The sequence below is a fragment of the Streptomyces sp. BBFR25 genome, from assembly GCF_044590125.1.
Classification (GTDB): Bacteria; Actinomycetota; Actinomycetes; order Streptomycetales; family Streptomycetaceae; genus Streptomyces; species Streptomyces canus_D.
In genome coordinates this window covers 6,297,090-6,321,883 of the sequence record NZ_CP172447.1, presented here as the reverse complement: position 1 = coordinate 6,321,883, position 24,794 = coordinate 6,297,090, and the positions used below count along the sequence as shown (strand labels likewise).

Annotated in this window: 20 protein-coding genes and 1 riboswitch; of the genes, 5 read left to right on the top strand and 15 right to left on the bottom strand. The window is 72.3% G+C overall.

Annotation, left to right across the window (positions count from 1 at the left end; genetic code table 11):
• Window positions 1-44 precede the first annotated feature (44 nt).
• From ACGH52_RS28845 to ACGH52_RS28820, 6 genes are all read right to left on the bottom strand, one after another.
• On the bottom strand, window positions 45-893 hold the full coding sequence (locus ACGH52_RS28845) for a class II fructose-bisphosphate aldolase (protein WP_121703379.1): 849 nt from the start codon (window positions 891-893) through the stop codon (window positions 45-47).
• A gap of 67 nt (window positions 894-960) precedes the next feature.
• Window positions 961-1,899, bottom strand: a complete 939-nt coding sequence (locus ACGH52_RS28840) for a DMT family transporter (RefSeq protein WP_076976693.1) — start codon at window positions 1,897-1,899, stop codon at window positions 961-963.
• A complete protein-coding gene (locus ACGH52_RS28835) occupies window positions 1,896-2,888 on the bottom strand; it encodes an N-acetylglucosamine kinase (protein WP_399943505.1) in 993 nt (330 codons plus the stop codon). Before ACGH52_RS28835 ends, ACGH52_RS28840 begins: the two co-directional genes overlap by 4 nt.
• A gap of 49 nt (window positions 2,889-2,937) precedes the next feature.
• Entirely contained in the window at window positions 2,938-4,095 is a 1,158-nt protein-coding gene (locus ACGH52_RS28830; protein ID WP_399943502.1) for an SIS domain-containing protein, read from the bottom strand.
• Window positions 4,092-5,417 carry a D-tagatose-bisphosphate aldolase, class II, non-catalytic subunit gene (locus ACGH52_RS28825; protein ID WP_399943499.1) on the bottom strand — a complete coding sequence of 442 codons (1,326 nt, stop codon included), beginning with the start codon at window positions 5,415-5,417 and terminating at the stop codon, window positions 4,092-4,094. Before ACGH52_RS28825 ends, ACGH52_RS28830 begins: the two co-directional genes overlap by 4 nt.
• A gap of 249 nt (window positions 5,418-5,666) precedes the next feature.
• Window positions 5,667-6,455 carry a GntR family transcriptional regulator gene (locus ACGH52_RS28820; protein WP_399943496.1) on the bottom strand — a complete coding sequence of 263 codons (789 nt, stop codon included), beginning with the start codon at window positions 6,453-6,455 and terminating at the stop codon, window positions 5,667-5,669.
• Between the two features lie 194 nt (window positions 6,456-6,649).
• Between ACGH52_RS28820 and ACGH52_RS28815 the strand changes: the two genes are divergently transcribed.
• On the top strand, window positions 6,650-8,719 hold the full coding sequence (locus tag ACGH52_RS28815) for a glycoside hydrolase family 36 protein (protein ID WP_399943493.1): 2,070 nt from the start codon (window positions 6,650-6,652) through the stop codon (window positions 8,717-8,719).
• Window positions 8,720-8,752: 33 nt separating this feature from the next.
• Here ACGH52_RS28815 and ACGH52_RS28810 read toward each other — a convergent pair whose 3' ends face one another.
• The 4 genes from ACGH52_RS28810 to ACGH52_RS28795 form a co-directional block, all read right to left on the bottom strand.
• On the bottom strand, window positions 8,753-9,403 hold the full coding sequence (locus ACGH52_RS28810; protein ID WP_059297994.1) for a thymidine kinase: 651 nt from the start codon (window positions 9,401-9,403) through the stop codon (window positions 8,753-8,755).
• A gap of 43 nt (window positions 9,404-9,446) precedes the next feature.
• A complete protein-coding gene (locus tag ACGH52_RS28805) occupies window positions 9,447-10,640 on the bottom strand; it encodes an alkaline phosphatase family protein (RefSeq protein WP_076976688.1) in 1,194 nt (397 codons plus the stop codon).
• Window positions 10,640-11,236 carry a DUF5998 family protein gene (locus tag ACGH52_RS28800; RefSeq protein WP_059297990.1) on the bottom strand — a complete coding sequence of 199 codons (597 nt, stop codon included), beginning with the start codon at window positions 11,234-11,236 and terminating at the stop codon, window positions 10,640-10,642. Before ACGH52_RS28800 ends, ACGH52_RS28805 begins: the two co-directional genes overlap by 1 nt.
• 95 nt (window positions 11,237-11,331) lie before the next feature.
• A complete protein-coding gene (locus ACGH52_RS28795; protein ID WP_399943488.1) occupies window positions 11,332-14,259 on the bottom strand; it encodes a GNAT family N-acetyltransferase in 2,928 nt (975 codons plus the stop codon).
• Between the two features lie 201 nt (window positions 14,260-14,460).
• Here ACGH52_RS28795 and ACGH52_RS28790 point away from each other — a divergent pair, with 201 nt between their 5' ends.
• Window positions 14,461-14,742, top strand: coding sequence for an HPr family phosphocarrier protein (locus ACGH52_RS28790; protein ID WP_007445064.1), 282 nt, complete (start codon window positions 14,461-14,463; stop codon window positions 14,740-14,742).
• A gap of 167 nt (window positions 14,743-14,909) precedes the next feature.
• Here the strand turns inward: ACGH52_RS28790 and ACGH52_RS28785 are convergent, their stop codons facing one another.
• From ACGH52_RS28785 to ACGH52_RS28770, 4 genes are all read right to left on the bottom strand, one after another.
• A complete protein-coding gene (locus ACGH52_RS28785; protein WP_399943485.1) occupies window positions 14,910-15,605 on the bottom strand; it encodes a GntR family transcriptional regulator in 696 nt (231 codons plus the stop codon).
• 130 nt (window positions 15,606-15,735) lie between these two features.
• Entirely contained in the window at window positions 15,736-16,500 is a 765-nt protein-coding gene (locus tag ACGH52_RS28780; protein WP_399943482.1) for a M23 family metallopeptidase, read from the bottom strand.
• A gap of 12 nt (window positions 16,501-16,512) precedes the next feature.
• Window positions 16,513-16,677: riboswitch (cyclic di-AMP (ydaO/yuaA leader) on the bottom strand.
• A 191-nt stretch (window positions 16,678-16,868) separates the two neighbouring features.
• Complete coding sequence (locus tag ACGH52_RS28775) at window positions 16,869-18,257, bottom strand: pitrilysin family protein (RefSeq protein WP_121701266.1); 1,389 nt, start codon at window positions 18,255-18,257, stop codon at window positions 16,869-16,871.
• Entirely contained in the window at window positions 18,254-19,642 is a 1,389-nt protein-coding gene (locus tag ACGH52_RS28770) for a pitrilysin family protein (protein WP_059297981.1), read from the bottom strand. Before ACGH52_RS28770 ends, ACGH52_RS28775 begins: the two co-directional genes overlap by 4 nt.
• Window positions 19,643-19,975: 333 nt before the next feature.
• On the opposite strand from ACGH52_RS28770, the gene ACGH52_RS28765 reads away from it, so the two are divergent.
• Window positions 19,976-22,432, top strand: coding sequence for a DNA topoisomerase (ATP-hydrolyzing) subunit A (locus tag ACGH52_RS28765; RefSeq protein ID WP_076976683.1), 2,457 nt, complete (start codon window positions 19,976-19,978; stop codon window positions 22,430-22,432).
• A gap of 7 nt (window positions 22,433-22,439) precedes the next feature.
• Here the strand turns inward: ACGH52_RS28765 and ACGH52_RS28760 are convergent, their stop codons facing one another.
• Window positions 22,440-23,510, bottom strand: a complete 1,071-nt coding sequence (locus ACGH52_RS28760; protein WP_399943478.1) for a CobW family GTP-binding protein — start codon at window positions 23,508-23,510, stop codon at window positions 22,440-22,442.
• A 287-nt stretch (window positions 23,511-23,797) separates the two neighbouring features.
• Here ACGH52_RS28760 and ACGH52_RS28755 point away from each other — a divergent pair, with 287 nt between their 5' ends.
• Together ACGH52_RS28755 and ACGH52_RS28750 are read left to right on the top strand one after the other, a co-directional pair.
• Window positions 23,798-24,328 carry a DUF6082 family protein gene (locus tag ACGH52_RS28755; RefSeq protein ID WP_076976679.1) on the top strand — a complete coding sequence of 177 codons (531 nt, stop codon included), beginning with the start codon at window positions 23,798-23,800 and terminating at the stop codon, window positions 24,326-24,328.
• A 116-nt stretch (window positions 24,329-24,444) separates the two neighbouring features.
• Window positions 24,445-24,681 carry a hypothetical protein gene (locus ACGH52_RS28750; RefSeq protein WP_076976678.1) on the top strand — a complete coding sequence of 79 codons (237 nt, stop codon included), beginning with the start codon at window positions 24,445-24,447 and terminating at the stop codon, window positions 24,679-24,681.
• Window positions 24,682-24,794 lie beyond the last annotated feature (113 nt).

The window sequence follows — 24,794 nt, the reverse complement described above, 5'->3', positions numbered from 1 at the left end:
GGCGGCGGGGGCGGCCGTACGCCCGGCGCACGCCTCGGCGGCGCTCAGCCGCCCAACACCCCGAGCAGGACCCGTACCGTCTCCGCCATCGCCTCCCGGCCGCGGGCGACGTAGGGGCGGGGGTCGGTCAGGTCGGGGCGCGCCGCCAGTGTCTCGCGGACCGCGCCCGTGAAGGCGACGTTGAGGGCGGTACCGACGTTGATCTTCACGATGCCCGCCCGTACGGCGCGCCGCAGTTCGTCGTCCCCGACGCCTGACGAACCGTGCAGGACCAGGGGCACGGGCACGGCCTCCCGCAGTCGTCCGATCAGCGCGTGGTCCAGGGACGCGGAGCGTTCGGTCATCGCGTGGCTGCTGCCGACGGCGACGGCCAGCGCGTCCACGCCGGTGTCCGCCACGTAGCGCGCCGCCTCCTCCGGGTCGGTGCGCACCCCGGCCGCGTGGGCGCTCGCGGGGGCGTCGGGTTTGCCGCCCACGTACCCGAGTTCGGCCTCCAACCACAGGCCCGCGCCGTGGGCCCACTGTGCCGCGGCGCGGGTGGCGGCGAGGTTCTCGGCGTAGGGCTGCGCCCCGGCGTCGAACATCGCGGAGGAGAACCCCGCGTCGGCCGCCATGTGCAGCAGCCGCATGTCCGTCACGTGGTCCAGGTGCAGCGCGACGTCGATGTCACACCCCTTGCCGACCTCGGCCGCGGCGCGCGCGATCGGCTCGACCCGGCCGCCGTGGAACCGCACGGCGTTCTCGCTGATCTGCAGGATCACGGGGGCGCCCGCGGCCGTCGCACCGGAGGTGATCGCCTCCGCGTGTTCCAGCGTGATGACGTTGAACGCCGCGACGGCCCGGCCGGCGGCGGCGGCCGCCGAGACGAGTTCGCGCGTGGGAACCAGGGGCATGGGGGTGTTGCCCTCGCTTTCGTGTTGCTTCGACGGGCGGTCGGTTCGGGTGGGTGGGCGTTCGGGACTACCGGCCGACAGGACTCACGTCGTGGTCCGCCGCGCCCGGTGCCACGGGACTCTCGCCGCTCTTCTCGTCGCTGTAGACCATCAGGGTCGAGCCGGCGAGGGCGAGCACGATGCCCAGGGTGCCCCACACGCTGGGCAGCGTCTGGTAGACCGCCAGGGACAGCACGATGGTCAGGACCGGGGCGAGGGCGTTGGTGACGGGGGCGACGACCGTGGCCTTGCCCCGGCTGAACGCCATCACCAGGAACAGCGCGCCGACCGCGTTGAGGACCTGGGTGACCGCGGTGAGCGCCGGTGCCTGCCAGGGAGCACCGGACGGGAGACCGCCCATGAGGGCGAAGGCCACCGGAACCAGCAGCAGTCCGCTGATCGTCATCCACCCGAAGGTCGTCGCGTCGTTGACGCCGACCAGCGCGGCCTTGCGCATGCAGAACGCCTGCACGCCCCAGGCGACGCAGACCAGGATGGCGATCAGCAGCCACGGGCCGTGCGAGTCGGAGTCGTCCGAGCCACTGGGGATGCTGAGCAGCACGATCGCGACCAGCGCCGCGACCACGCCCACGACAGCGAGCCGGGTGATCCGCTCGCGCAGCAGCACCGTCGCCATGAGCACGGTGATCACCGGGGAGAGCGACACCAGGGGGAAGATCAGGTACGCCGGGCCGTCGGAGAGCGCCTGGAACAGCAGCAGTTGGCCGCCGGCGCCGGTCAGGCCCGCGATCAGTCCGTACATCGCGGCGACCGGCCTGCGGTCGAACCTGTTGCCGCGCATCGCGAAGTACGCGGGGATCAGCATGGTGAAGGCCCAGATGATGTAGATCATCTCGTTGGGGTAGCCGTACCGGCTGTTCGGCTCGCTGGAGAAGGCGCCCCACACACCCCAGAACAGGACCAGCAGCGATGCGTACAGGATCCAGCCTCTTGTGCCGTTCTTCATTGTTCGTCCTCTCCTGAGGCAGGGGCCCCGGAGGTCCCGCGCAGCGCGTCGAGCGCCGGCCGGTCGAGCGGGGTTCCGGCGAGTTTCGCCGCGTACAGGGCGGCGCCCACGACGGGTTCGTACAGGGGATGCCGCAACGTGTAGCCGGTGAAGCGGCCGCGCAGCCCGGCGGTGAACGCCTCCAGGACCGGGGCGGCGCCGAAGGTGCCGCCGGAGTAGGAGACGGGCACGGTCTCGTCCGGGCCGAAGCCCAGGCGTTCGCGGGTGACGTCCACGAGGAGGGCGAGTTCGCGGCCCGCCCCGGCGAGGATCGACGCGGCGGTCTCGTCCCCCAGTGCGGCCGCCTCGGCCACCGAGCGGCTGAGCGCGGCGATCCGGCCCCGGTCGCCCTGCCACCGGTTGTGGACGACGTCGATGACATCGAGGTCCGACTCCAGACCGAGCCCACTGCGGAACACCTCGGCCAGGGGGCCCTCGGGGAGCCGTCCGTCGCTCATCCGGGAGAAGGCGTTGAGGCCGCGGATCGCGATCCAGTACGCCGATCCCTCGTCGCCGAACGTCTCGCTCCAGCCGCCGATGCGCACGCCCCGGCCGAGCCGCTCGCCGTAGGTCATCGAGCCGGTGCCGCTGATGACGTTGATGCCGTCGACCGCGCCCAGCGAGCCCGCCCAGCCGCAGACCATGTCGTTGTCGCAGGCGTAGCGGTCGTGCCCGAGCACCGCTCGCGGTGTCGCGTCGAGGACGGGCAGATCGCGGGCCGCCTCCCCGTAGCCGGGCAGACCGAAGAAGGCGTACTCGATGTCGGCCGGGGCCAGTGCGGCCGCGGCGCAGACGGTGTCGACACCTTCCTTCAGGACACGTTCGACCAGCTCGATACCGTGGGAGAAGTAGTACGAACTCGCCGCCTGTGCGCGCGCAACCACTTGTCCGGACCGGTCGACCAGGCAGAACGCGGTTTTCGTACCGCCGCCGTCGACACCCAGGAACATCGTCGTACCTCCGTCCGGCGCCCTCGATCCGCGCCGTCGCCGCCTTTGATCAGTTGTTCAGGGAGTGCAGGATCACGCCCTGCACCACGCGGTTGACCTCACCCGAGGGGAACGGGTTGTCGGGCCGCAGGCCCCGGGCCTGCGAGGCACGGAGGGCGATGAGCTGGGCGTACACCACGGCGGGCAGGGCCAGGGCGGCGTCGTCGACGTCGTCGAGGCCCGGCAGGGGCCAGGCATCCGCGCTCCCCGCGCCCGCGCCGGTCTCCGCGGAGACCGCGACGACACTGCCGGCGGGCAGGTTTCCTCGCAGCTCCGCGACGATGTCGTGGTCGTACTGGCGGGTGTACGGGTCGTTCGACACGTACACCACCGCGACGGAGCGTTCGTTGAGTACCGCCTTGGGGCCGTGCCGGAATCCCAGCGAGGATTCCGCGACGGCCATGAGCGTCCCGCCGGTCAGCTCCAGCACCTTCAGAGCCGACTCCTCGGCGAGGCCCTTCAGCGGGCCGCTGCCGAGGAAGACGATGCGCTCGGGCGCGCGCTCCACCAGGGCGCCGGCGGTGCGGTCGGCGGCGCCCTGCTCGATGATCGACTCCGCCGCCCGGGCCAGGCGTTCGACGGTCCCGCCGTAGGCGTCCGCGCCCAGCGCGAGCAGTGCCGCGAGCGTCATGCACGTGAAGCTCGACGTCATGGCGAAGCCGCGGTCGTTGGACGCGGGCGGCATCAGCAGGACGTGGGACCGCGGCCGCTCGGCGTGCTCGCGTGCCAGGCGGCCCTGCTCGTTGCAGGTGATCACGAGGTGGTGCACCTCGGAGAGGACCTGGTCGGCCAGGGCGGTGGCGGCGACGGACTCCGGGCTGTCGCCCGACCGCGCGAAGGAGACCAGCAGCGTGGGCAGGTCCTCGGCGAGGCAACCGCGGGGGTCCGCGACGAGGTCCGTGGTGGGGACCGCGTCGACGCGCCGTCCCAGGCGCCGTGCCAGGGTCGGCTGGAGCACCTGCCCGGCGAACGCCGAGGTCCCGGCGCCGGTGAGGACCACGCGCAGATCGCGGCGCGCCACGAGCGGGCTCAGGAACGCGTCCAGCGGTTCCCGGGAGGCGGCGACGATCCGGTCGACCTCCCGCCACAGGGCGGGCTGCTGGGCGATCTCGCGCACGGTGTGGACAGCGCTGTCGTCGACGGGCAGCGTGCCGGAGGGCGTGGTCACACATACTCCTTCTGGTTCTGCTTCTGGTTCTGCTTCTGGTTGCGGTCCGCACGGACGGCGCGGTCGTAGTCCCGCAGGACGTCGCGGACGTGGTCCACGGCCAGGTCGCGCGGGCGCGCGGCCAGCTCACCGCGGCGCACGCGGGCGTACTGGAGCGGAAGATGGGCGCTGAGCAGCGGCAGCGGGACGCCCGTGGCCGAGAGGTTGGCCAGCAGCCGGGCCTGGGCCTCTTCGATCTCGGGGTCGGGCCAGTAGTAGCGCATCCGGTCGCTGTAGCTGTAGCGGCGGGCGAGGCGCTGCTCGGCGTCGCTGCCCGGGTAGTAGCCCTCCCACTGGGCAGGCTCGGCGAGCATCCGCCGCTCGACGACCTCGGCGAGCCGTGACCGCTCACCGGCCGGCACCAGCTCGTCCTCGATCGCGGCGAGGGCGAACAGCGCCTCGCGCAGGGCGAAGGTCAGTCCGGGGCCCACCTTGAGGACCGCCCAGTGGTCCTCGACCAGCGCGGTGAGCGCCTCGGCGGTCTGGTAGTCGGTCGAGTGTGCCTCGTAGACCATGGTGGGCTCGTCGTCGAGGACCTTGCACAGCTGCTCGGTCGCTTCCCGCCGGTAGTCGACGACCCGCAGGTGGTCGAACTCCACGGCCGGCTGCACCACCAGGGCCATGACGCGCGGCCAGACCCCTTCGACGCCGTGCCGGGCGAACGCCTTCCGGTGCTGCTCCAGAGTCGTGCGCGCCGCCTCGGGCGTGGTGGGTACGAGAGCGCCGAGCGTCTCGTGCGCGCCGCCGGGCGTGGGCACCTCCGTGCCGATCACGTACCGGATCCGCTCCGCGCGCTCCGGGCCCACCGTGTCCTCGGCCGCCCGGATCAGCCGCGCGGCGCGTTCGGCGACCACGTCGTCGGTCAGCGGTACGGGGTCGCCGGCGCAGGCGAAGCTGCAGTCCAGGTGGATCTTGGTGAAACCCGCCGCCGCGTAGGCCGCGACCAGGGCTTCGGCCTGCTCCATCGCCTCGTCGGGCGGCAGGGACTGCCACCGGTTCGGTCCGAGGTGGTCGCCGCCGAGGATCACGCGGTCCAGTGGCAGACCACGCGCCGTCGCGATGCCGTGCACGAGGTCGCGGAAGTCGCCGGGCCGCATGCCCGTGTATCCGCCGTACTGGTCGACCTGGTTCGAGGTCGCCTCTACCAGTACCGGACCACCGCTCTCCCGCGCCTGCACCACAGCCGCTTCGATGACCAGCGGATGGGCGGAACACACGGAGGTGATGCCCTGTGGCCGCCCGGCCTTCTGGTGCCGAACGACCTCGTCCAACGGGCTCTGCATGGCCAACCCCTCACTGAAGTGCAGTTCGAGCTGGTCCGCCGCGACGGCCGAAGCTCACCCGGGACGTTACTGGTCTTAATTCCGGCCGTCAATAGGTCTCTATTGGTCTGCTTCTGGTATTCCTTCGTATTCCTTGCCGACCAGGGTGCCGCCTGGTGAAACGGCGCCGAGCCGGGCGTCGGCCACTCCGACGCCCGGCTCGGGCGGGGCTGCAGGGGACCCGTTCGGATCCGGCCAGTGCCGGGTCGTTCAGGTCTCGTTGGTGATGGAGGCCCGGAACCGGTAGCGGTCCCCCCGGTAGACCTGGACGGTCAGTTCGATCGGGCGGGCGTCCTGGTTGGAGGTCAGCTGGGTCGCGACGAGCATCGGCATGGTGGCGCCGATCTCGAACAGCTCGATCTCCCGTGCCGTCGGATGGCGGGCCTCGACCGAGTAGTCGGCCACGCGGGGGAGCTGCGGCGGGTCGGCGGCGCGCAGGGTGGCGTACAGCGAGGCGGTGTTGAAGTCGGCGTCGGCCAGGGCGGGGCAGGCGGACAGGGGGAGCCGGTTGTGCTCCAGCACGACCAGCAGGCCGTCCAGGAAGCGCAGCCGGTGGAGATCGAAGAGGTCGGCGCCCGGCGCGATCCGGAGCTGTTCGGCCTCCGCCACCGTGGCGGGGCGGACGGTGGCCGAGAGCACCTTGCTGGCCGTGGTCAGGCCGTTGGCCTCGGCATAGTCGGCGAACCCCTGGACCTGGGGAGCGGCCACGGCGGGCGCGGGTGCCGCGTCGGCGAACAGACCGGGCTCGGCGACGAACCACCCGCGTGACGACGACGGCCGCACGACGCCCCGCGCCTCCAGCTGGGCGAGGGCGGCCCGCAGGGTCACGCGCGAGACGGCGTACCGGGCGACCAGGGCCCGCTCGGAGGGCAGCCGGTCGCCGGGGCGGGCGGCGGCGGCCCGCAGGTCGTCGAGGAGCCGCGCGGCTGTGCGCTCGTACAGCGGGAGGGCGTCGTCGGCGAAGAGGCCCCTGGGCATCGGCGTACTCGCTTCGGTCATACCAGAAGCATACCGGTTCGCGCGCCCGCGCAGGCGCCCGCGTCCCGCACTTCCCCACCCGCACCCCCACCTGCACGAGCTGAACTCCTCGGCCGTGACGGCCCTTTGGACCATTGACAGGCCAATCGCATACCACTTACGTTCTCGATGCAGTCCACCCAGAGCCCGATGGTGCCTCCTAGAGAGAGATCGACATGACGGATGTGAACCGGCGCAGCGTACTGAAGGTGGCACTGGGGGGTGCCGGGCTGGCCGCCCTCCCCTCCGTGGTTCCGGGCGCCGCCCCCGCGGTCGCCGCACCGCACCGCGCCCCCGACCTCGTCGGGGTCGGCGACACCTCCATCACCTTGGAGTTCGACGACCGGTTGCACAGCCGCGTGGCGTTGGGGGGCGTCGACGTCACGCGCTTCGACGCCGGTGAGGCCCTGCTGGTGGGCGACGGGGCGATCGACGAGTTCGCCTACGGCGGGCACGAGACCCGTAGGACCAGGCATTCCCGGCACGGCGCGGGCGTCACGGTGGCCGTCTGGGGCGAGTCCGCGACCGGCGTGCGCAAGACGGTGGAGCTGACCTCCTTCCGGCGGCTGACCGGGATGCTCGTGATGAAGGTGGCCTACACCAACGGGACCGGCGCCGACCTGCCCGTCACCGGGTGGCGCAGCGGAGCCCACGAACTCCTGGAGGTCCCCGGCGGCTTCTACACCTTCTCGGGTACCACGTACGAGGACCGTCGCGACTGGGTGCGGCCGATGACGGACGGGTTCGACCAGGAGAACTCGCTGGGGATGGACGCCTCCGACTACGGCGGCGGCACCCCGGTGGCGACCGTGTGGCGGCCGGGAGCCGGTCTCTCCGTCGGGCACGTCGAACCCGTGGCCAGGATGCTGCGCCTGCCGGTTCGCAGGACGGCCGGCGGAGCGAGCATCGCCGTCGAGGGGGACACCCCTCGCACGCTGAAGCCGGGCCGGCGCCTGACCACCGACACCACGTTCCTGACCGCCCTGCCGGGCGACCACTTCGTACCGCTTCAGCGCTATCGCGACTACATGGCGGACATCGGCCAGCGTGCACCCAGGACGCCCGGGCCGGCGCTGGAACCCATGTGGTGCGCCTGGGGCTACGAACGCGACTTCACCGTCGAGCAGGTCGTCGCAACGCTCCCCAAGGTGCGCGAGGTCGGCCTCAAGTGGGCGGTGCTCGACGACGGCTGGCAGACCAACGAGGGCGACTGGGAGCTGGACCCGCGGAAGTTCCCGCGCGGCGACAGCGACATGCGTGCCTTCACCCGGCAGATCCGGGAGGCCGGCCTGCGCCCGCGCCTGTGGTGGGCTCCGCTGGCGGCGGACCCGGAGAGCGACCTGTACCAGAACCGTCCCGACATGCTCCTGCTGGACCGCGAGGGCAACAAGCAGCGCGTGAGCTGGTGGGACGCCTGGACCCTGTGCCCCGCGTACCAGCCGACGGTGGACTACTTCGTCGGGCAGGTGAAGCGGTTCATCGGCGACTGGGGATACGAAGGGCTCAAGATCGACGGCCAGCACCTCAACGCCGTCACGCCCTGCTACAACCCGGCGCACGGGCACGCCCGCCCCGAGGAATCGACCGAGGGGCTCGCGCGGTTCTGGAAGGCGGTGTACGAGGCCGCGCACCGGGCGGACCGCGACGCCGTGGTCGAACTCTGCCCCTGCGGCACCGCCTTCGCCTTCCACAACCTGCCCTACGTCGACCAGTACCCGAGCTCGGACCCGCTCTCGTCCTACCAGGTCCGGACGAAGGGCAAGACGATGAAGGCGCTGATGGGCCGGGGCAGCAGCTACTCCGGCGACCACGTCGAACTGAGCGACGGCGGCGACGACTTCGCCTCCAGCTACGGTGTGGGAGCCGTCCTGTCGACGAAGTTCACCTACCCCACGGGCCCGGACGACGGCATCGTGCTCACCCCGGAACGAGAAGCGCTCTGGCGCCGGTGGATGAACCTCTACGAGGAGAACATGCCGGCCACCGGCGAGTACCGGGGCGAGCTGTACGACATCGGTTTCGACAAGCCCGAGACGCATGTGGTGGCCAAGGGCGCGGTCCTGCACTACGCCTTCTACGCCGAGCAGTGGGACGGGACGGTCGAACTGCGTGGCCTGGGCCGCGGCAGGTACCGCCTGACCGACCCGTTCAACGGCACCTCTCTGGGCACCGCCGACGCTCGGCACAACACCGTGCGGCTGGCCTTCGAGCGGTTCCAGCTCATCGTGGCCGAGCGCATCGGCTGATCAGGGGGCGAGTGCGCCGGTCCCGGCACCCACTCACGTGGCGGTGACCGGCAGCACGTCCGGCGACAGCGCCGCCGCCCGCGCCGTCCCGCTCGTCATCCGCCGGCGGTGATGGCGGCGGCACAGCACCTCGTAGCCGATCTCGTCCGGGGACTGGGCGACGTCGCCGACGACGACCTGGGCGCCCTCGACGACCATGACGCCGCCGACTGTGCGGGCGTTGTGCGTGGCGCGGGCGCCGCACCAGCACAGGGCCTCGACCTGGAGCACCTCGACGCGGTCGGCGAGTTCCACCAGCCGCTGGGAGCCCGGGAAGAGCTTGGAGCGGAAGTCGGTGGTGATGCCGAAGGCGTACACGTCGACGTCGAGGTCGTCGACCACCCGCGCGAGCTGGTCGATCTGGTCCGGGGCGAGGAACTGCGCCTCGTCCGCGATGACGTAGTCCACCCGGCCGCCCTGCGAGAGGTGGTCGACGACGTGGGCGTACAGGTCCTGGCCGTCCCCGACCTCGACCGCGTCGGTGACGAGGCCGAGGCGGGAGGAGAGCTTGCCCTCGCCCGCGCGGTCGTCGCGGGTGAAGATCATGCCGACCAGTCCGCGTGCCGAGCGGTTGTGCTCGATCTGGAGAGCCAGTGTCGACTTCCCGCAGTCCATCGTTCCGGAGAAGAAGACCAGCTCGGGCATGAGGGGTTGGGCACCTTTCGGCATCGGGCAGACCTGCGTGGGGTCAGGAGCGTACTTCGAGCAGCGGGACGAGCTGCTCGGCGGGGGTCATCGAACCGTGGTTGCCGACCATCGCCGACTCCTTGGGCTCGCGCTCGGAGGCGATGAGCAGGACGTCGTCGCGCGCCGCGGCGACCACGTCGCCGATGCGGCCGTACACCCGGTCGTCGATGCGGGGGCCGAACCAGCCCGCCGCGATCGCCTCGTCCCGGGAGGCCACCCAGAACTGCTCGCCGAGCACCTCGCGCCAGCAGGTCAGCACGTCGTTGTGGGCGCCGGGGACGGCGTAGACGTGGCGGGCGCGGCCCTCGCCGCCGAGGAGGGCGACGCCCGCCTTCAGCTCCCAGTCCTCGTCGAAGTCGATGCGGTGCTCCTCGTCGAAGGGCACGTCGACCATGCCGTGGTCGGCGGTGACGTACAGGGCGCTGCGTGGCGGCAGCTGCTCGGCGAGGCGCTGGACGAGGCGGTCGACGTGGCCGAGCTGCCCGCGCCAGGTGTCGGAGTCGACGCCGAAGCGGTGTCCGGCGCCGTCGACCTCGGCGTAGTACGTGTAGACGAGGGCGCGGTCGGCGCGGGCCAGCTGTTCGGCGGCACAGTCCATCCGGTCCTCGCCGGACAGCCGTCCGTGGAACTCGCCGCCGCTGAGCGCGACCTTGGTCAGCGGGGTGTTCGCGAAGGTGGGCGAGGAGACCTGGGCGGCGTGCACCCCGGCCTCGTGGGCGAGGCCGAAGACGGTCGGATACGGCTGCCAGGGGCCCGGCGCGGTCCACGGCTGCCAGCGCAGCTGGTTCATCAGGGCACCGGTGGCGGGATCGCGCACCGTGTAGCCCGGCAGGCCGTGGGCGCCCGGCGGCAGTCCGGTGCCGACGGAGGCGAGGGAGGTCGCCGTGGTCGCCGGGTAGCCGGCGGTGATCGGGCGCCCGGTGCCGCCGCGCGAGCTGCCCAGGAGGGAACTCAGGAAGGGGGCGTCCTCGGGGTGGGCGCGCAGCTGCTCCCAGCCGAGTCCGTCGATCAGGAAGACGCAGTTGCGGTCGGCCGGGGTCAGTTCGGTGATCCCCGCGGTCATGCCGGGGACGCCGAGGCCGGCGGCCAGGGTGGGCAGCAGATCGGCGAGGGACCCCGTGCCGTACTCGGGTACGGGGGCGGAGTCGACGGGGAGCGGTTCCGGGTGGGTGTCCCAGGCGGTGTGCTGCACCATCAGCGGGTGGAGTCCGCGGTCGCCTCGGACAGGGACTGGGCGAAGGCGAGCGCCTGGCGCACCGTCTCCGGGCCGTCCCCCGCCTCGCTGACGCGCAGGCTGAGGTCGTCGGCCGTCGAGCTGCCCGTGTAGCCGTGGTCGGCCTCGCAGTTGGGGTCGCCGCAGGCGGCGGGCTCCAGGTCGAGGCGGGAGACGGCGCCCCAGCCGATGGTCAGCACGATCTCGCGGGGCAGGGTGCCCGGCTTGTACTGCTCCGGGTTGGCGACGACGCGGCTGACGACGATGGACGAGATCCGGCCGAGCTTGACGGACTCCGTGGACGTCGTGGCGTACGGCGTCGGGGAGGTGTCGTCGGCGGCCTGCTCGTCGGTGTGGCTGACGATGAAGCGGTTGCCGGTGAGGACCAGCACGGTCACGTGCCGGCGCACCTCGTTCTGGTCGAACGTCGTCTCCTGATGGACCAGGTACGACCGCACGGGCTCGCCGCCCACGGCGGCTTCCACCGCCTCGGCCACGAGGGCCGGGTAGTAGCCGCTGCGCTCGATCGCCGCTCGCAGCCCCTGGGTCGTCGTACTGGTCTTGGCCATGCCGTCCATCCTACGGGGACCCACTGACTGCGAGGGACGCTCCCGCGGTACCCGCTGCGGGCCTGGCCCGGCGCGGGGGCCGGGCAGGTGCGGGGTGTGGCCGGTCAGTACGCCGGCAGGGTCCGCGGGCCCAGGTCGTCGCGGGCGGGAGGGGGTGCGAGGCGGACGGAGGCGCCGAGGACGCTCAGGCCGTGCGGGGCAACCACGACCGGTTCCAGGGTGACCGCGACGACCTCCGGGTGGTCGTCGACCAGCCGGGAGACCCGCAGCAGCAGCTCCTCCAGGGCGGCGGCGTCGACGGGGGCGGAGCCTCGCCAGCCGAAGAGGAGGGGCGCCGTGCGGATGGAGCGGATGAGCGAGGTGGCGTCCCGGTCGGTGACCGGGATCAGCCGGTGCGCCATGTCGCCGAGCAGTTGGGTGGCGGCGCCGGCGAGGCCGAAGGAGAGCACCGCCCCGGCCGCCGGGTCGATGACCGCCCGTACGACGGTGTCGACGCCGCGCGGTGCCATGCCCTGCACCACCGGTCGCAGCTCGGCGGGCGTCCCGAACAGCTCGGTCAATTCGGCGTAGGCCCGGCGCAGTTGCTCCTCGTCCGCCAGATCGAGGCGTACGCCGCCCAGGTCCGCGCGGTGCCGCAGGTGCGGGGCGGTGGCCTTGAGGGCCACAGGGTAGCCAAGGGTCCGGGCGGCGGCCGCGGCGTCGTCGGGGGCGGGGGCGGGCAGGGCGCGGTGGACGTGGACGCCGTACCGGCCCAGCAGCTCGCAGGTCTCCTCGGTACCGAGGGCGAGCCCCTGACCGCGCGCGAGGTACCCCGCGATCTGCTGGGCGGCGCCCCTCTCGTCGATGTCCTCGTACTCCGGGACCTTGCCGGGGTCGGCGGCGTCGCGCCGCCACTGGGCGTAGGCGACGGCCTCGCCGAGGGCGCGGACGGCGCGCTCGGCGGCGGGGTAGGCGGGGATGAGGTGGGCTCCGTCCGGGGCCGGGGCGGCGGACGGCGGCGGGGCCGAGGCGGCGGGCGGACGGGGCGGGCCGGACGGGCCGGGCCTACCGGACGCGGGCTCCTCGGCGGGGCCGGGGGCGGCGTGGGCTGCGGTGCCCGGGGCGGCCTGCGGGACGGCGCTCGGATCGGCCGGGGCTGCCGTACGCGGGGCCGCTTGCGGGGCGGTGCTCGTCGCCGCGGACAGGGCCTCCGCCAGGCCGCCCAGCTCCACGTGGACCACGAGGACCGGCTTGGTGGGGACCGCGGCCGCCGCCGAGCGCAGCGCCTGAGCCAGCGCGGCGTCCCCGGCCGCCCCCTCCCCCACCGTCGGGATGGCGGTCACGACGACCGCGTCGCACGTGTCCTCGGCCAGGGCCCTGGCCAGGGCCGCGTGGAAGTCGTCGGCCGAGGCGGCGGTCGTCAGGTCCAGCGGGGGCTGCGGGCGCAGGCCCTCGGAGAGGCACGCGTCGTAGGTGAGCAGTCCCAGGGACTCCGAGTTGCCCAGGATGGCGACCCTGGGTCCGGCGGGCAGCGGCTGGCGGGCGAGGAGCAGCCCCGCGTCGACCAGGTCGGTGATGGTGTCGACCCGGATCACGCCGGCCTGCCGCAGCAGCGCGGAGACCGTCGCGTGCGGCAGCCGTGTCGCCCGTACGGCGTGCCCCTGGGGTGCCACGCCGCCGTGCCGGGCGCCCTGCACCACGACCAGGGGCTTGGCGGCCGCGGTGCGCCGGGCCAGGCGGGTGAACTTGCGGGGGTTGCCGATGGACTCCAGGTACATCAGCGCGACGTCGGTCTCCGGGTCGTCGTACCAGTACTGCAGGACGTCGTTGCCGGAGACGTCGGCGCGGTTGCCGGAGGAGACGAAGGTGGACACGCCGGTGTGGCCGGTGACCCCGCCGCCGCGCCGGTGCAGCCGGGAGAGCAGGGCGATGCCGATGGCGCCGGACTGGGCGAACAGGCCGATCCGGCCGGGGCGCGGCATCTCGGGGGCGAGGGAGGCGTTGAGCCGTACGTCCGGGGAGGTGTTGATGATCCCGAAGGCGTTGGGCCCGATGATGCGCATCCCGTACGTGCGCGCGTGCCGCACGAGGGCCCGCTGGCGTTCGCGTCCCTCGGGCCCGCTGTCGGCGTATCCGGCGGAGATCACCACCAGCCCCTGCACGCCGTGTTCGCCGCACTGGGTGACGACGTCCGGGACGTGCTCGGCGGGCACGGTGACGACGGCGAGGTCGACGGGCCCGTCGATGTCCCGCACGGAGCGGCACGCCGGGACCCCGTCGAGGTCCTTCCGGTCCTCCGGGAAGGCCCGGTTCACGGCGTACAGGCGCCCCGTGTACCCCGCGTCCCGGATGTTGCCGAGGATGCTGCGGCCGACGCCGCCCGGGGTGCGGCCGGTGCCGACGACCGCGACCGAGCCGGGCTGCAGCAGCCGCTGGACGGAACGGGCCTCCGCGCGGTGCTCGCGCGCGTACTGCACGGCGAGCGAGCGGTCGGTGGGTTCCAGATCGAACTCCAGGCGGACCACCCCGTCCTCGAAGCTCCGCTTCTGGGTGTACCCGGCGTCCATGAAGACTTTGATCATCTTGTTGTTGGCGGGCAGCACCTCGGCGGCGAAGCGGCGGATGCCCCGCTCGCGGGCGACGGCGGCGATGTGCTCCAGGAGGGCCGAGGCGACGCCGCGCCCCTGGTGGGCGTCCTGGACGAGGAAGGCGACCTCGGCCTCGTCGGCCGGGGAGGTGGCGGGTGTTCCGCCGGACCCGATCCGGTCGTAGCGTACGGTGGCGATGAACTCGCCGCCGATGGTGGCCGCGAGTCCCACCCGGTCCACGAAGTCGTGGTGCGTGAAGCGGTGGACATCCTTGGCGGACAGACGGGGATACGGCGCGAAGAAGCGGTAGTACTTCGACTCGTCGGACACCTGCTCGTAGAAGCTGACCAGGCGCTCGGCGTCATCGACGGTGATGGGGCGGACGCGCGCGGTGCCGCCGTCGCGCAGCACCACGTCGGCTTCCCAGTGGGCGGGATACTCGTGCCGGTCCGACGAGGTCTGCATGGGCCCCAGAGTACGGCTCGCGTCCGACAACGGCGCGGGGCAGTCTGTGGGGGCGGAGGCTCGGGGCGAGGCCGCGGTCCGAGCACCGCACGGGACGGCGCACGCGGCCGTCCCGGCTTGCTTCACGATGTGGGAAACTGGTCTAGACAACACAGGTCTAGACAACTCCAACCCCTCTGAACACCTGAAGGGCAGCATCACATGGCTGAGCGCCGCGTCAACGTCGGCTGGGCCGAGGGCCTCCACGCCCGCCCCGCCTCCATCTTCGTCCGAGCCGCCACGGCCACAGGCGTCCCGGTGACGATCGCCAAGGCCGACGGGTCCCCCGTCAACGCGGCCTCCATGCTGGCCGTCCTCGGCCTCGGCGCCCAGGGCGGCGAGGAGATCGTCCTCGCCTCCGACGCCGAGGGCGCGGAAGCCGCCCTGGACCGGCTGGCGAAGCTGGTCGCCGAGGGGCTCGAGGAGCTTCCCGAGACCGTCTGAGCCGGCGGACAGCACCACCGAAAGGCCCGCCGGGACACCGGACGGGCCTTTCTTTTCTTTTCTCTTTCTTTTCCCTGCTCTTTCGGCTCGCCCGCCTGTTCGTCCCGTTTCACGGACAGCGGAGAACAACGGCCGGAATTCCCCGTCCTTTGTATACGGCACCCGCGTTACCGGCGCGGGCCCGCCGTGTTTACGGGATGTTGCGCATTCCTCACATGCTCCGCCCGCCCGCCGTCGGAGGCGAAGCGCAGCCGGTGCGCGGAGGCCGACCGCTCGATGTGCAGGGTCATCAGCGCCCGCGCGCGTTCGCCGTCGCCCCGGGCCACGGCATCGGTGATCGCGCCGTGTTCCGCCCAGTACTCCACCGGGCCGACCGGTGTCTCCACGACGTACATCCAGGCGATCTTGTGGCGGAGCTGGGTCAGCAGCGCCGTCAGGGAGGGGCTGTCGGCCGCCCGGGCGAGGGTCTCGTGGAACCAGCCGCCCAGGGAGCGCAGCTCCTCGCCGGTGCCCTGCCTGGCCCGCTCCTGCCCCAGCCTGACCAGGCCGCGCAACACCTTGAGGTGGGCCTCGGTGCGCCGCCGGGCGGCCCGGGAGGCCCCGAGCGGCTCCAGGAGCATGCGCGTCTCCAGCAGGTCGGCGGCCTCCCGCTCGGTCGGTTCCGCCACGCACGCGCCCGCGTGCCGCCGGGTCACCACGAAACCCTCGGCCTCCAGCGTGCGCAGGGCCTCGCGGACGGGGACGCGGGAGACGCCGTAGCGGCGGGCGAGGAGTTCCTCGGTGAGCCGGCTCCCGCGACCGTGTACGCCGGTGACGATGTCGTCCCGGATCGCCGTGCACACCGAATGCGCCGGAATACGCATGAGCGACCTCCCCTTGACCCCCGTGAAATGCCGACGATCGACGTGTGTGGCACGACCCCGGACCGATCAAGCGATATTAAATGCGAAAAGCCCCGGCTCGGGAAGCCGGGGCTTTCGGACGACGCCTGCGTCAGACGTTCACGCCGTGGGAACGGAGGTAGGCGACGGGATCCATGTCCGAGCCGTACTCGGGGCTCGTACGGGCCTCGAAGTGCAGATGCGGCCCGGTGACGTTGCCGGTGGCGCCGGAGAGGCCGATCTGCTGGCCGGGCTCGACCGACTGGCCGACCGAGACGCCGATGGACGACAGGTGCCCGTACTGCGTGTACGTGCCGTCGTGCATCCTGATCACGACCTGGTTGCCGTACGCCCCGCCCCAGCCGGCCTCGACGACGGTGCCGACGCCCACGGCGTGCACGGTCGTACCGCTGGAGGCGTGGAAGTCGATGCCGGTGTGGCTGCCGGAGGACCACAGGGAGCTGCCGGCCTGGTAGGCGGTGGAGACGTACGAGGCGGTGATCGGCGCGACGAAGGTGTTGAGGCGCTTGCGCTCCGCCTCCCGCGCGGCGCGCTCCTTGGCCTCGCGCGCCTCCTTGGCCGCCTCGGCCGCCCGCTCGCGGGCCGCTTCCCGGGCCGCCTCGCGGGCGGCGGCGTCCGCGGCCGCCTGCTGCTGGGCGAGGGCCTGGGCGTCGATCTCGTCGGCTATGGAGTCGCCGATGGCGACGACCGGGGTGAGTCCGCTCTGCTCCACCGCGGGCTCGGCGGCGAGCGCCGGAGCGGCGAGGGTGCCGACGACGCCGGTGGTGGCGAGGGCCGCGACTCCCGCCGCGCGGGCGGTGGTGCGGTGCACCCGGCTGGGACGGCGGTGCTTCCCGGGGGCGCGCGTGAACGCCATGTAGAGGCTTGTCCTTTCCTTCCCTCTCGCCTACCGGGTTAGCTGACGGGTTCGGAGGTGGAAGGTCTCCTACGGACCCCCTCGCGGTGCGCGCGGGCGTCCGATTCACCCCAGGGACTGCGTTGGGTCCCCGGCTCCCCTGGCTCGCGCCGTACGGGGACTCGGCGATGGCTGTCCGGTGCCGCGGGTGCGGCGCACTGCCTGACGAACAGCCCGGAAGACGCTAAACGCGGCTGCGTTCAATTCTCAAACGCAACAGGCGTTTTGTAGCGCACGCCACAGGGCAGACGGGCAACCACTCCCCCAATCCGGACAAACGGCGGCCCTGGTGACACTCCGGTCACCAGGGCCACCGCACGCGCGTGCCGCTACTCGGCCGACACCACGGTGACTTCGCCGATGCCGAGGGCCTCGACGGGCTCCTTGATCTGCGCAGCGTCGCCGACGAGGACCGTCACGAGGCGGTCCACCGGGAAGGCGTTCACGACCGCCGCGGTGGCCTCCACGGTGCCCGTGGCGGCCAGTTGGCGGTAGAGGGTGGCCTGGAAGTCGTCGGACAGGTGCTGCTCGACCTGGTCGGCCAGCGTGTCGGCCACGGCCGCCGCCGTCTCGTACTTCAGCGGCGCCACGCCCACCAGGTTCTGCACGGCCACGTCACGCTCGGCGTCGGTGAGCCCCTCCGCGGCGAGCTTGCGCAGCACCGTCCACAGGTCCTCCAGGGCGGGACCGGTGTTGGGGGTGTCGACGGACCCGCTGATGGCGAGCATCGCGGCGCCCGTGCCGTCCGGCGCGGACCGCAGGACCTGGCCGAACGCCCGTACGCCGTAGGTGTAGCCCTTCTCCTCGCGCAGGACGCGGTCCAGGCGCGAGGTGAGGGTGCCGCCGAGGCAGTACGTGCCGAGCACCTGCGCGGGCCACACGCGGTCGTGCCGGTCGGCGCCGGTGCGGCCGATCAGCAGCTGCGTCTGGACGGCGCCGGGACGGTCCACGATGACGACCCGGCCGCGGTCGTCGGCGGTCACCGGGGGGACGGGGCGCGGCTCGGCGGCCGAGCCGGTCCAGGCGCCCAGGGTGTCGCCGAGCAGCGCGTCCAGGTCGACGCCGGTGAGGTCGCCGACGACCACCGCGGTGGCCGTGGCGGGGCGCACGTGCCGCTCGTAGAAGGCGCGTACGGCCGCCGAGTCGATGGCCTCGACCGTCTCCTCGGTGCCCTGGCGCGGGCGCGACATGCGCGAGCCGGCCGGGAACAGCTCCTTGGAGAGTTCCTTGGCGGCGCGCCGGGCCGGGTTGGCCAGCTCGTGCGGGATCTCGTCGAGCCGGTTGCGCACCAGTCGTTCGACCTCGCCGTCCGCGAACGCGGGCGCCCTGAGGGCGTCGGCGACCAGGCCGAGGGCCTTGGCGAGGCGCGAGGCGGGCACCTCCAGGCTCAGCCGGACGCCGGGGTGGTCGGCGTGCGCGTCGAGGGTGGCGCCGCAGCGCTCCAGCTCGGCGGCGAAGTCCTCGGCGGAGTGCTTGTCGGTGCCCTCGGAGAAGGCGCGCGCCATGATCGTGGCCACGCCGTCGAGACCGGCGGGCTCGGCGTCCAGTGGGGCGTCGAGGAGCACCTCGACGGCGACGACCTGCTGGCCGGGGCGGTGGCAGCGCAGCACGGTGAGGCCGTTGTCGAGGCTGCCGCGCTCGGGGGCGGGGAACGCCCACGGCTTGGGCTCGCCGGCCTGCGGGCGGGCGTGGAATTCCATGGTGGCGAGCTCGGTCACTTGGCCGCCTCCTCGTTCTCGTCGGTGGCGTCGGTCACGGAGACGGTGACGGTGCTCTCGTCGGCGTCGTCCTCGTCGGCGGGGGCGGTGGGCTCGTAGACGAGTACCGCGCGGTTGTCGGGGCGCAGGCGGGCCTTGGCGACCTCCTGGACCTCCTCCGCGGTCACCTCCAGGACCCGCTGCACGGCGGTGAGGGCCAGCTGCGGATCACCGAACAGGACGGCGTACCGGCACAGTTCGTCCGCGCGGCCCGCGACCGTGCCCAGGCGGTCCAGCCACTCGCGCTCGAGCTGGGCCTGGGCGCGCTCCATCTCCTCGGCCGTGGGACCCTCTTCGGCGAACCGGGCCAGCTCCTCGTCGATGGCCGTCTCGATGACCGGCACCTCCACGTCACCGGACGTCTTCACGTCCAGCCACCCCAGGGAGGGTGCCCCGGCGAGGCGCAGCAGGCCGAACCCGGCGGCGACGGCCGTGCGGTCGCGGCGTACGAGCCGGTTGTACAGGCGGGACGACTCGCCGCCGCCCAGGACGGTCAGGGCCAGGTCGGCCGCGTCGCACGCGCGCGTGCCGTCCTCCGGCAGGCGGTAGGCCGCCATCAGGGCGCGGGCCGGGACCTCCTCCTCGACGATCTCGCGCAGCTGCCCGCCCATGACGTCGGGCAGCGAACCGTCCCGGGGAGGCTGCTTGCCGTCGTGCGAGGCGATGGAGCCGAAGTACTTCTCGATCCAGGCGAGCGTCCGCTCCGGGTCGATGTCGCCGACGACCGACAGCACCGCGTTGTTCGGCGCGTAGTAGGTGCGGAAGAACGCGCGCGCGTCCTCCAGGGTCGCCGCGTCGAGGTCGGCCATCGAACCGATCGGCGTGTGGTGGTAGGGGTGGCCCTCCGGGTAGGCGAGGGCGGTCAGCTTCTCGAAGGCCGTGCCGTAGGGGACGTTGTCGTAGCGCTGGCGCCGTTCGTTCTTGACGACGTCACGCTGGTTCTCCATCGACTCCTCGTCCAGGGCGGCCAGCAGGGAGCCCATGCGGTCGGCCTCCAGCCAGAGGGCGAGCTCCAGCTGGTGGGCGGGCATGGTCTCGAAGTAGTTGGTCCGCTCGAAGCTGGTGGTGCCGTTGAGCGAGCCGCCGGCGCCCTGCACCAGCTCGAAGTGACCGTTGCCCTTGACCTGGGCGGAGCCCTGGAACATGAGGTGCTCGAAAAGGTGAGCCAGGCCGGTACGCCCCTTGACCTCGTGGCGCGAGCCGACGTCGTACCAGAGGCACACCGCCGCGACCGGGGTCAGGTGGTCCTCGGAGAGCACCACGCGCAGGCCGTTGGCCAGGCGGTGCTCGGTCGCTGTCAGGCCGCCGGAGCCTGCCTGGGCGGTGGCCGTGTGACCCATGGGCATGTACGTCCCTTCGATCGCGAGATTCTCGGTGGACCACTGGGTGGACCACCGGGTGGAATCAGTGGGCGGAACTGCGGAATTCCGCCGATCCTGCCACTGTATGCAAGCGTGCGGGCCACCGGTGGAGTTCCCGGACCTCGTACGCCGAGAGCGAGCACGCGGTTGGCGGGCCGCCGGGGACGGCGGCGCGGAGGGCGCCCCGGGATGGGCGTACCCTGCGGGCAGCGCCGGGCCGGCAGCCCGTGACGGGTCCTGGTCGGTCGCTGTCAGTGCCGCAGTCCACAATGGACGGCGTCAGTTCACCGTTCACGCTTCAGCAAGGAGCCGGCAGCGATGGCCCGCCGTAGTACGAAGACCCCGCCGCCCGACGACTCGTACGAGGAGAAGATCCTCGACATCGACGTCGTCGACGAGATGCAGGGCTCCTTCCTCGAGTACGCGTACTCGGTCATCTACTCCCGTGCGCTGCCGGACGCCCGCGACGGCCTCAAGCCGGTGCACCGCCGCATCGTCTACCAGATGAACGAGATGGGCCTCAGGCCCGAGCGCGGCTATGTGAAGTGCGCCCGCGTCGTCGGCGAGGTGATGGGCAAGCTGCACCCGCACGGCGACGCGTCGATCTACGACGCGCTGGTGCGCATGGCCCAGCCGTTCTCGATGCGCGTGCCCCTGGTGGACGGCCACGGCAACTTCGGCTCGCTGGGCAACGACGACCCGCCGGCCGCCATGCGGTACACGGAGTGCCGGATGGCCGAGGCCGCCGGGCTGATGACGGAGTCCATCGACGAGGACACCGTCGACTTCGCCCCCAACTACGACGGCCAGGAGCAGGAGCCGGTGGCGCTGCCCGCCGCCTTCCCGAACCTGCTGGTCAACGGCGCCTCGGGCATCGCGGTCGGCATGGCCACGAACATGCCGCCGCACAACCTGCGCGAGGTGATCGCGGCCGCCCGGCATCTGATCCGGAACCCGAACGCCGACCTGGACGCGCTGATGAAGCACGTGCCGGGCCCCGACCTGCCCACCGGCGGCCGGATCGTCGGCCTGCCCGGCATCCGGGACGCGTACGAGACGGGACGGGGCACCTTCAAGATCCGCGCGACGGTGTCGGTGGAGACGGTGACGGCCCGCCGCAAGGGCCTCGTCGTCACCGAGCTGCCCTTCGCGGTCGGGCCCGAAAAGGTCATCTCGAAGATCAAGGACCTGGTCGGCTCGAAGAAGCTCCAGGGCATCGCGGACGTCAAGGACCTGACCGACCGCGCGCACGGACTGCGCCTGGTCATCGAGATCAAGAACGGCTTCGTGCCCGAGGCGGTCCTGGAGCAGCTCTACAAGCTGACGGCCATGGAGGAGTCCTTCGGCATCAACAACGTCGCCCTGGTGGACGGCCAGCCCCTCACCCTGGGCCTCAAGGAGCTGCTGGAGGTCTATCTCGACCACCGCTTCACCGTCGTCAGGCGCCGCAGCGAGTTCCGCCGCAGCAAGAAGCGCGACCGGCTGCACCTGGTGGAGGGCCTGCTCACCGCCCTGGTCGACATCGACGAGGTCATCCGTCTCATCCGCTCCAGCGAGAACTCGGCGCAGGCCAAGCAGCGCCTGATGGAGCGCTTCTCGCTGAGCGACGTCCAGACGCAGTACATCCTGGACACACCGCTGCGCCGGCTCACCAAGTACGACCGCATCGAGCTGGAGTCCGAGAAGGACCGGCTGAACGCGGAGATCGAGGAGCTGACCCGGATCCTCGACTCGGACGCGGAGCTGCGCAAGCTGGTCTCGGCCGAACTGGCTGCGGTGGCGAAGAAGTTCGGCACCGACCGCCGTACGACGCTGCTGGAGTCGGGCGGCGCGCCGGTCGCCGCCGTGCCGCTCCAGGTGGCGGACGACCCGTGCCGGGTGCTGCTCTCGTCGACGGGCCTGCTGGCCCGCACCGCGGGCGACGAGCCCCTCGTCACGGAGGCGGGCGCCAAGCGGGTCAAGCACGACCTGATCGTCTCCGCGGTGCCGGCGACGGCGCGCGGCGAGGTGGGCGTGGTGACGTCCGCGGGGCGGCTGCTGCGGGTGAACGTGGTGGACCTGCCCCAGCTTCCGGAGTCCATGCCGACGCCGAATCTCGCGGGCGGTGCGCCGCTGGCGGAGTTCGTGTCCCTGGAGGACGACGAGGACGTCGTCTGCCTGACCACGCTGGACGAGTCCTCACCGGGGCTCGCGATCGGCACGGAGCAGGGTGTCGTCAAGCGGGTGGTGCCCGACTACCCCTCCCACAAGGACGAGTTGGAGGTCATCACCCTCAAGGAGGGCGACCGCATCGTCGGCGGGGTCGAGCTGAGCACCGGTGACGAGGACCTGGTCTTCATCACGGACGACGCCCAGCTCCTGCGCTACCAGGCCTCGCAGGTCCGCCCGCAGGGCCGTCCCGCGGGCGGTGTGGCGGGCGTCAAGCTCGCCGAGGGCGCGAAGGTCATCTCCTTCACGGCGGTGGACCCGGCGGCGGACGCGGTGGTCTTCACGGTGGCCGGATCGCGCGGCACGCTGGACGACTCCGTGCAGACCACGGCCAAGCTCACGCCGTTCGACCAGTACCCGCGCAAGGGACGTGCCACGGGCGGTGTGCGCTGCCAGCGGTTCCTGAAGGGCGAGGACTGCCTGGCCTTCGCCTGGGCGGGCGCCACCCCGGCCCTCGCCGCGCAGAAGAACGGCGCGCCGGCCCAGCTCCCGGAGGTCGACCCGCGCCGCGACGGCTCGGGCGTGTCGCTGCCGAAGACGGTGGCGGTGGTGGCGGGCCCGGCGTAGACAGACCCTAGGGGGTGTCCGGCGGCTCCTCGCCGTCGGGCACGTAGCGCAGGACGCCCCACATGCCGTGCTCGTCGGCGGGCGGGGCGTCGGCGCCGCGGCGGCACGCGTCGAGTTCTCCCCGGAGGGCCGCCGCGTCGATGCCGGAGCCGATGAGGACGAGCTGGGTACGGCGGGCGTCGGCGGACGTCCAGGGCTCCGGGTGGAAGCGCAGGAAGCGTCCGACGGCGTGGACGGCGTACCGGTTGCGCGTGTCGTACGGCCCGAAGTCGACGTACCCCTTGATCCGGTAGAGGCCCTCGGGCCGGCTGTCGAGGAAGCGCATGAGCCGGCGCGGGTCGATCGGGAGGTCGGAGACGAACGACAGCGTGTCGTAGGCGGCGTGCAGGTGCCCGGGGTGTGCGCCGCCCTCGCCGCCCTCGGAGTGGTCGTGCAGGTCGTCGAAGGACAGTTGCCCCACCCGCTCCTCACTCGGCCGGCAGTCGTAGAGGAACTCCGGGTCGATACGGCCGTAGGTCGCGGGCACGACGGCGGCGCCGTCGGCGAGCGAGTGCACGAGGGCGAGCACGCGCTCGGCGTCCGGAGCCCGGTCGGTCTTGTTGACCACGACCAGGTCGGCGAGGGCCAGGTGCCGGTCGATCTCGGGGTGCTTGGCGCGGGTGTCGTCGAACTCGGCGGCGTCGACGACCTCGACGAGCCCGCCGTACACGACCCTTGGTTGTTCGCTGGCGAGCAGCATGCGCACCAGTTCCTGCGGTTCGGCCAGGCCGCTGGCCTCGATGACGATCACGTCGATGCCGGCCTCGGGGCGGGCGAGCCGCTCCAGGTACCCGTCGAGTTCACTCGCGTCGACGGCACAGCACAGGCATCCGTTGCCGAGGGACACGGTGGAGTCGCCGAGGGCGCCCGCGACGGCCATCGCGTCGATCTCGATCGACCCGAAGTCGTTGACGACGGCGCCGATACGGCTGCCTCCGCTGCGGTGGAGGAGGTGGTTGAGCAGGGTGGTCTTCCCGGAGCCGAGGAACCCGGCGAGTACGACGACCGGGATCTGCTGCGGAGTCGGGCGCTGCCCCACCGTGCGACCTCTCTCTCACCCACGCGTGCGGAATTGCCTGCTCAGGATACGGTCCGCCGCGGTCGGCACGGAGTGAACGATTGTTAGCAGCGTGCGCGGGGCAGACGTTCTCCAAGGCGCCGGACCGTGCGACCCTCGCTTCCCTCCGTGCGCCTCCTCTCCGCCTCCCCGTCGATCAGCGCCGCTCGGCACTCTGGAGGCGGCAAGCGCCGCCCATCGCTCGCCGGTCCCCGTCAGCCGACCCGCACTCGACGACCGGCGGGCGGCGGCCTGATTCGGGGGTTGACATGGTCACACGGAAGAACATCACGGGGAGGTTCGGCGCCGTCGCGGCCGGCATGCTGCTGGCCGCGCGGCAGCGGCGGCTGGACAGGGCCCGACTGCACGAGCGTCAGCTGCGGCTGGAGGAGCTGGCGCTCCGGCGCGAGGCGCTGCGGCACCAGCAGCGCATGCACTGGGAGTTGCTGAGCAGGGCGCTCGACGACCCTTCACTGGCGGAGGTCATCGACGCCTACGACAAGAGCATCCCGGCGCGGAAACGGCGTCAGTTCTTCTACGCCAACGCCTGGTACGTCAACCTCTACCACCTCCACCAGGCGGGGATCCTGGACCAGGAGGAGTTGTTCGGGCACCTGCGCGAACTCTTCCAGACGCCGCTGATGCGGGAGTACTGGGAGGCTTCCAGGGAACAGCGGGCGTCGTTCAAGGCCACGTCCGTCGAGTCACGTGTGGGCACCATGGTGGACGGGCTCCTCAAGGACCTGGACGAAGCCGACACGGACGAGTGGTGGGTGGTGGGCACCCCGCCGTCCGACTGAGGCCCCCGAACCGGTCACGCTTCTCGGGAGTGTCTTCGCTTGTGGGGCCCACCGGGCCCGCGGATCCCAGTAACGTGCTCCCAGCACAACGGCCAACCCAGAAGGACCGGTACCCCTTGAAAATCGTGCGCCGCATCGGTGTGCCGCCAAGCTCGCGCGGCAGTACCTCGGGAGCCAGCTGTCCGGACCTCTTCGAGCTGAGTGACGGGAATTTCGCCGTCATCGGCACCGAGGCCACCGAGACCCTGGAGCGCGAACTCCCCGCCGATGCCTCCCGCGCCGACTACGAACGCATCGTGGTCGTCAGCCGGGAGACCCTCATCCGGGCCAAGGCGGACATCCCCGACGCCTGACGTCAACCGTGGCTCCGGCCGTACCCACCGACGACGGCGCACGGAGCCACCACCGGCGAGCAACCCGGCACCCCGTCCTTGCTCGACGCTCCCCCGACCAGGCCTGGCGCCCG

Bases quoted from the DNA above. Each gene is read 5' to 3' on its own strand.
- ACGH52_RS28835 (WP_399943505.1), bottom strand. From the start codon at position 2,888: ATGTTCCTGGGTGTCGACGGCGGCGGTACGAAAACCGCGTTCTGCCTG.
- ACGH52_RS28805 (WP_076976688.1), bottom strand. From the start codon at position 10,640: ATGGTGCAGCACACCGCCTGGGACACCCACCCGGAACCGCTCCCCGTC.
- ACGH52_RS28815 (WP_399943493.1), top strand. From the start codon at position 6,650: ATGACGGATGTGAACCGGCGCAGCGTACTGAAGGTGGCACTGGGGGGT.
- ACGH52_RS28810 (WP_059297994.1), bottom strand. From the start codon at position 9,403: ATGCCCGAGCTGGTCTTCTTCTCCGGAACGATGGACTGCGGGAAGTCG.
- ACGH52_RS28770 (WP_059297981.1), bottom strand. From the start codon at position 19,642: ATGCCCATGGGTCACACGGCCACCGCCCAGGCAGGCTCCGGCGGCCTG.
- ACGH52_RS28800 (WP_059297990.1), bottom strand. From the start codon at position 11,236: ATGGACGGCATGGCCAAGACCAGTACGACGACCCAGGGGCTGCGAGCG.
- ACGH52_RS28795 (WP_399943488.1), bottom strand. From the start codon at position 14,259: ATGCAGACCTCGTCGGACCGGCACGAGTATCCCGCCCACTGGGAAGCC.
- ACGH52_RS28755 (WP_076976679.1), top strand. From the start codon at position 23,798: ATGGTCACACGGAAGAACATCACGGGGAGGTTCGGCGCCGTCGCGGCC.
- ACGH52_RS28825 (WP_399943499.1), bottom strand. From the start codon at position 5,417: ATGCAGAGCCCGTTGGACGAGGTCGTTCGGCACCAGAAGGCCGGGCGG.
- ACGH52_RS28840 (WP_076976693.1), bottom strand. From the start codon at position 1,899: ATGAAGAACGGCACAAGAGGCTGGATCCTGTACGCATCGCTGCTGGTC.
- ACGH52_RS28790 (WP_007445064.1), top strand. From the start codon at position 14,461: ATGGCTGAGCGCCGCGTCAACGTCGGCTGGGCCGAGGGCCTCCACGCC.
- ACGH52_RS28765 (WP_076976683.1), top strand. From the start codon at position 19,976: ATGGCCCGCCGTAGTACGAAGACCCCGCCGCCCGACGACTCGTACGAG.
- ACGH52_RS28780 (WP_399943482.1), bottom strand. From the start codon at position 16,500: ATGGCGTTCACGCGCGCCCCCGGGAAGCACCGCCGTCCCAGCCGGGTG.
- ACGH52_RS28820 (WP_399943496.1), bottom strand. From the start codon at position 6,455: ATGACCGAAGCGAGTACGCCGATGCCCAGGGGCCTCTTCGCCGACGAC.
- ACGH52_RS28845 (WP_121703379.1), bottom strand. From the start codon at position 893: ATGCCCCTGGTTCCCACGCGCGAACTCGTCTCGGCGGCCGCCGCCGCC.
- ACGH52_RS28785 (WP_399943485.1), bottom strand. From the start codon at position 15,605: ATGCGTATTCCGGCGCATTCGGTGTGCACGGCGATCCGGGACGACATC.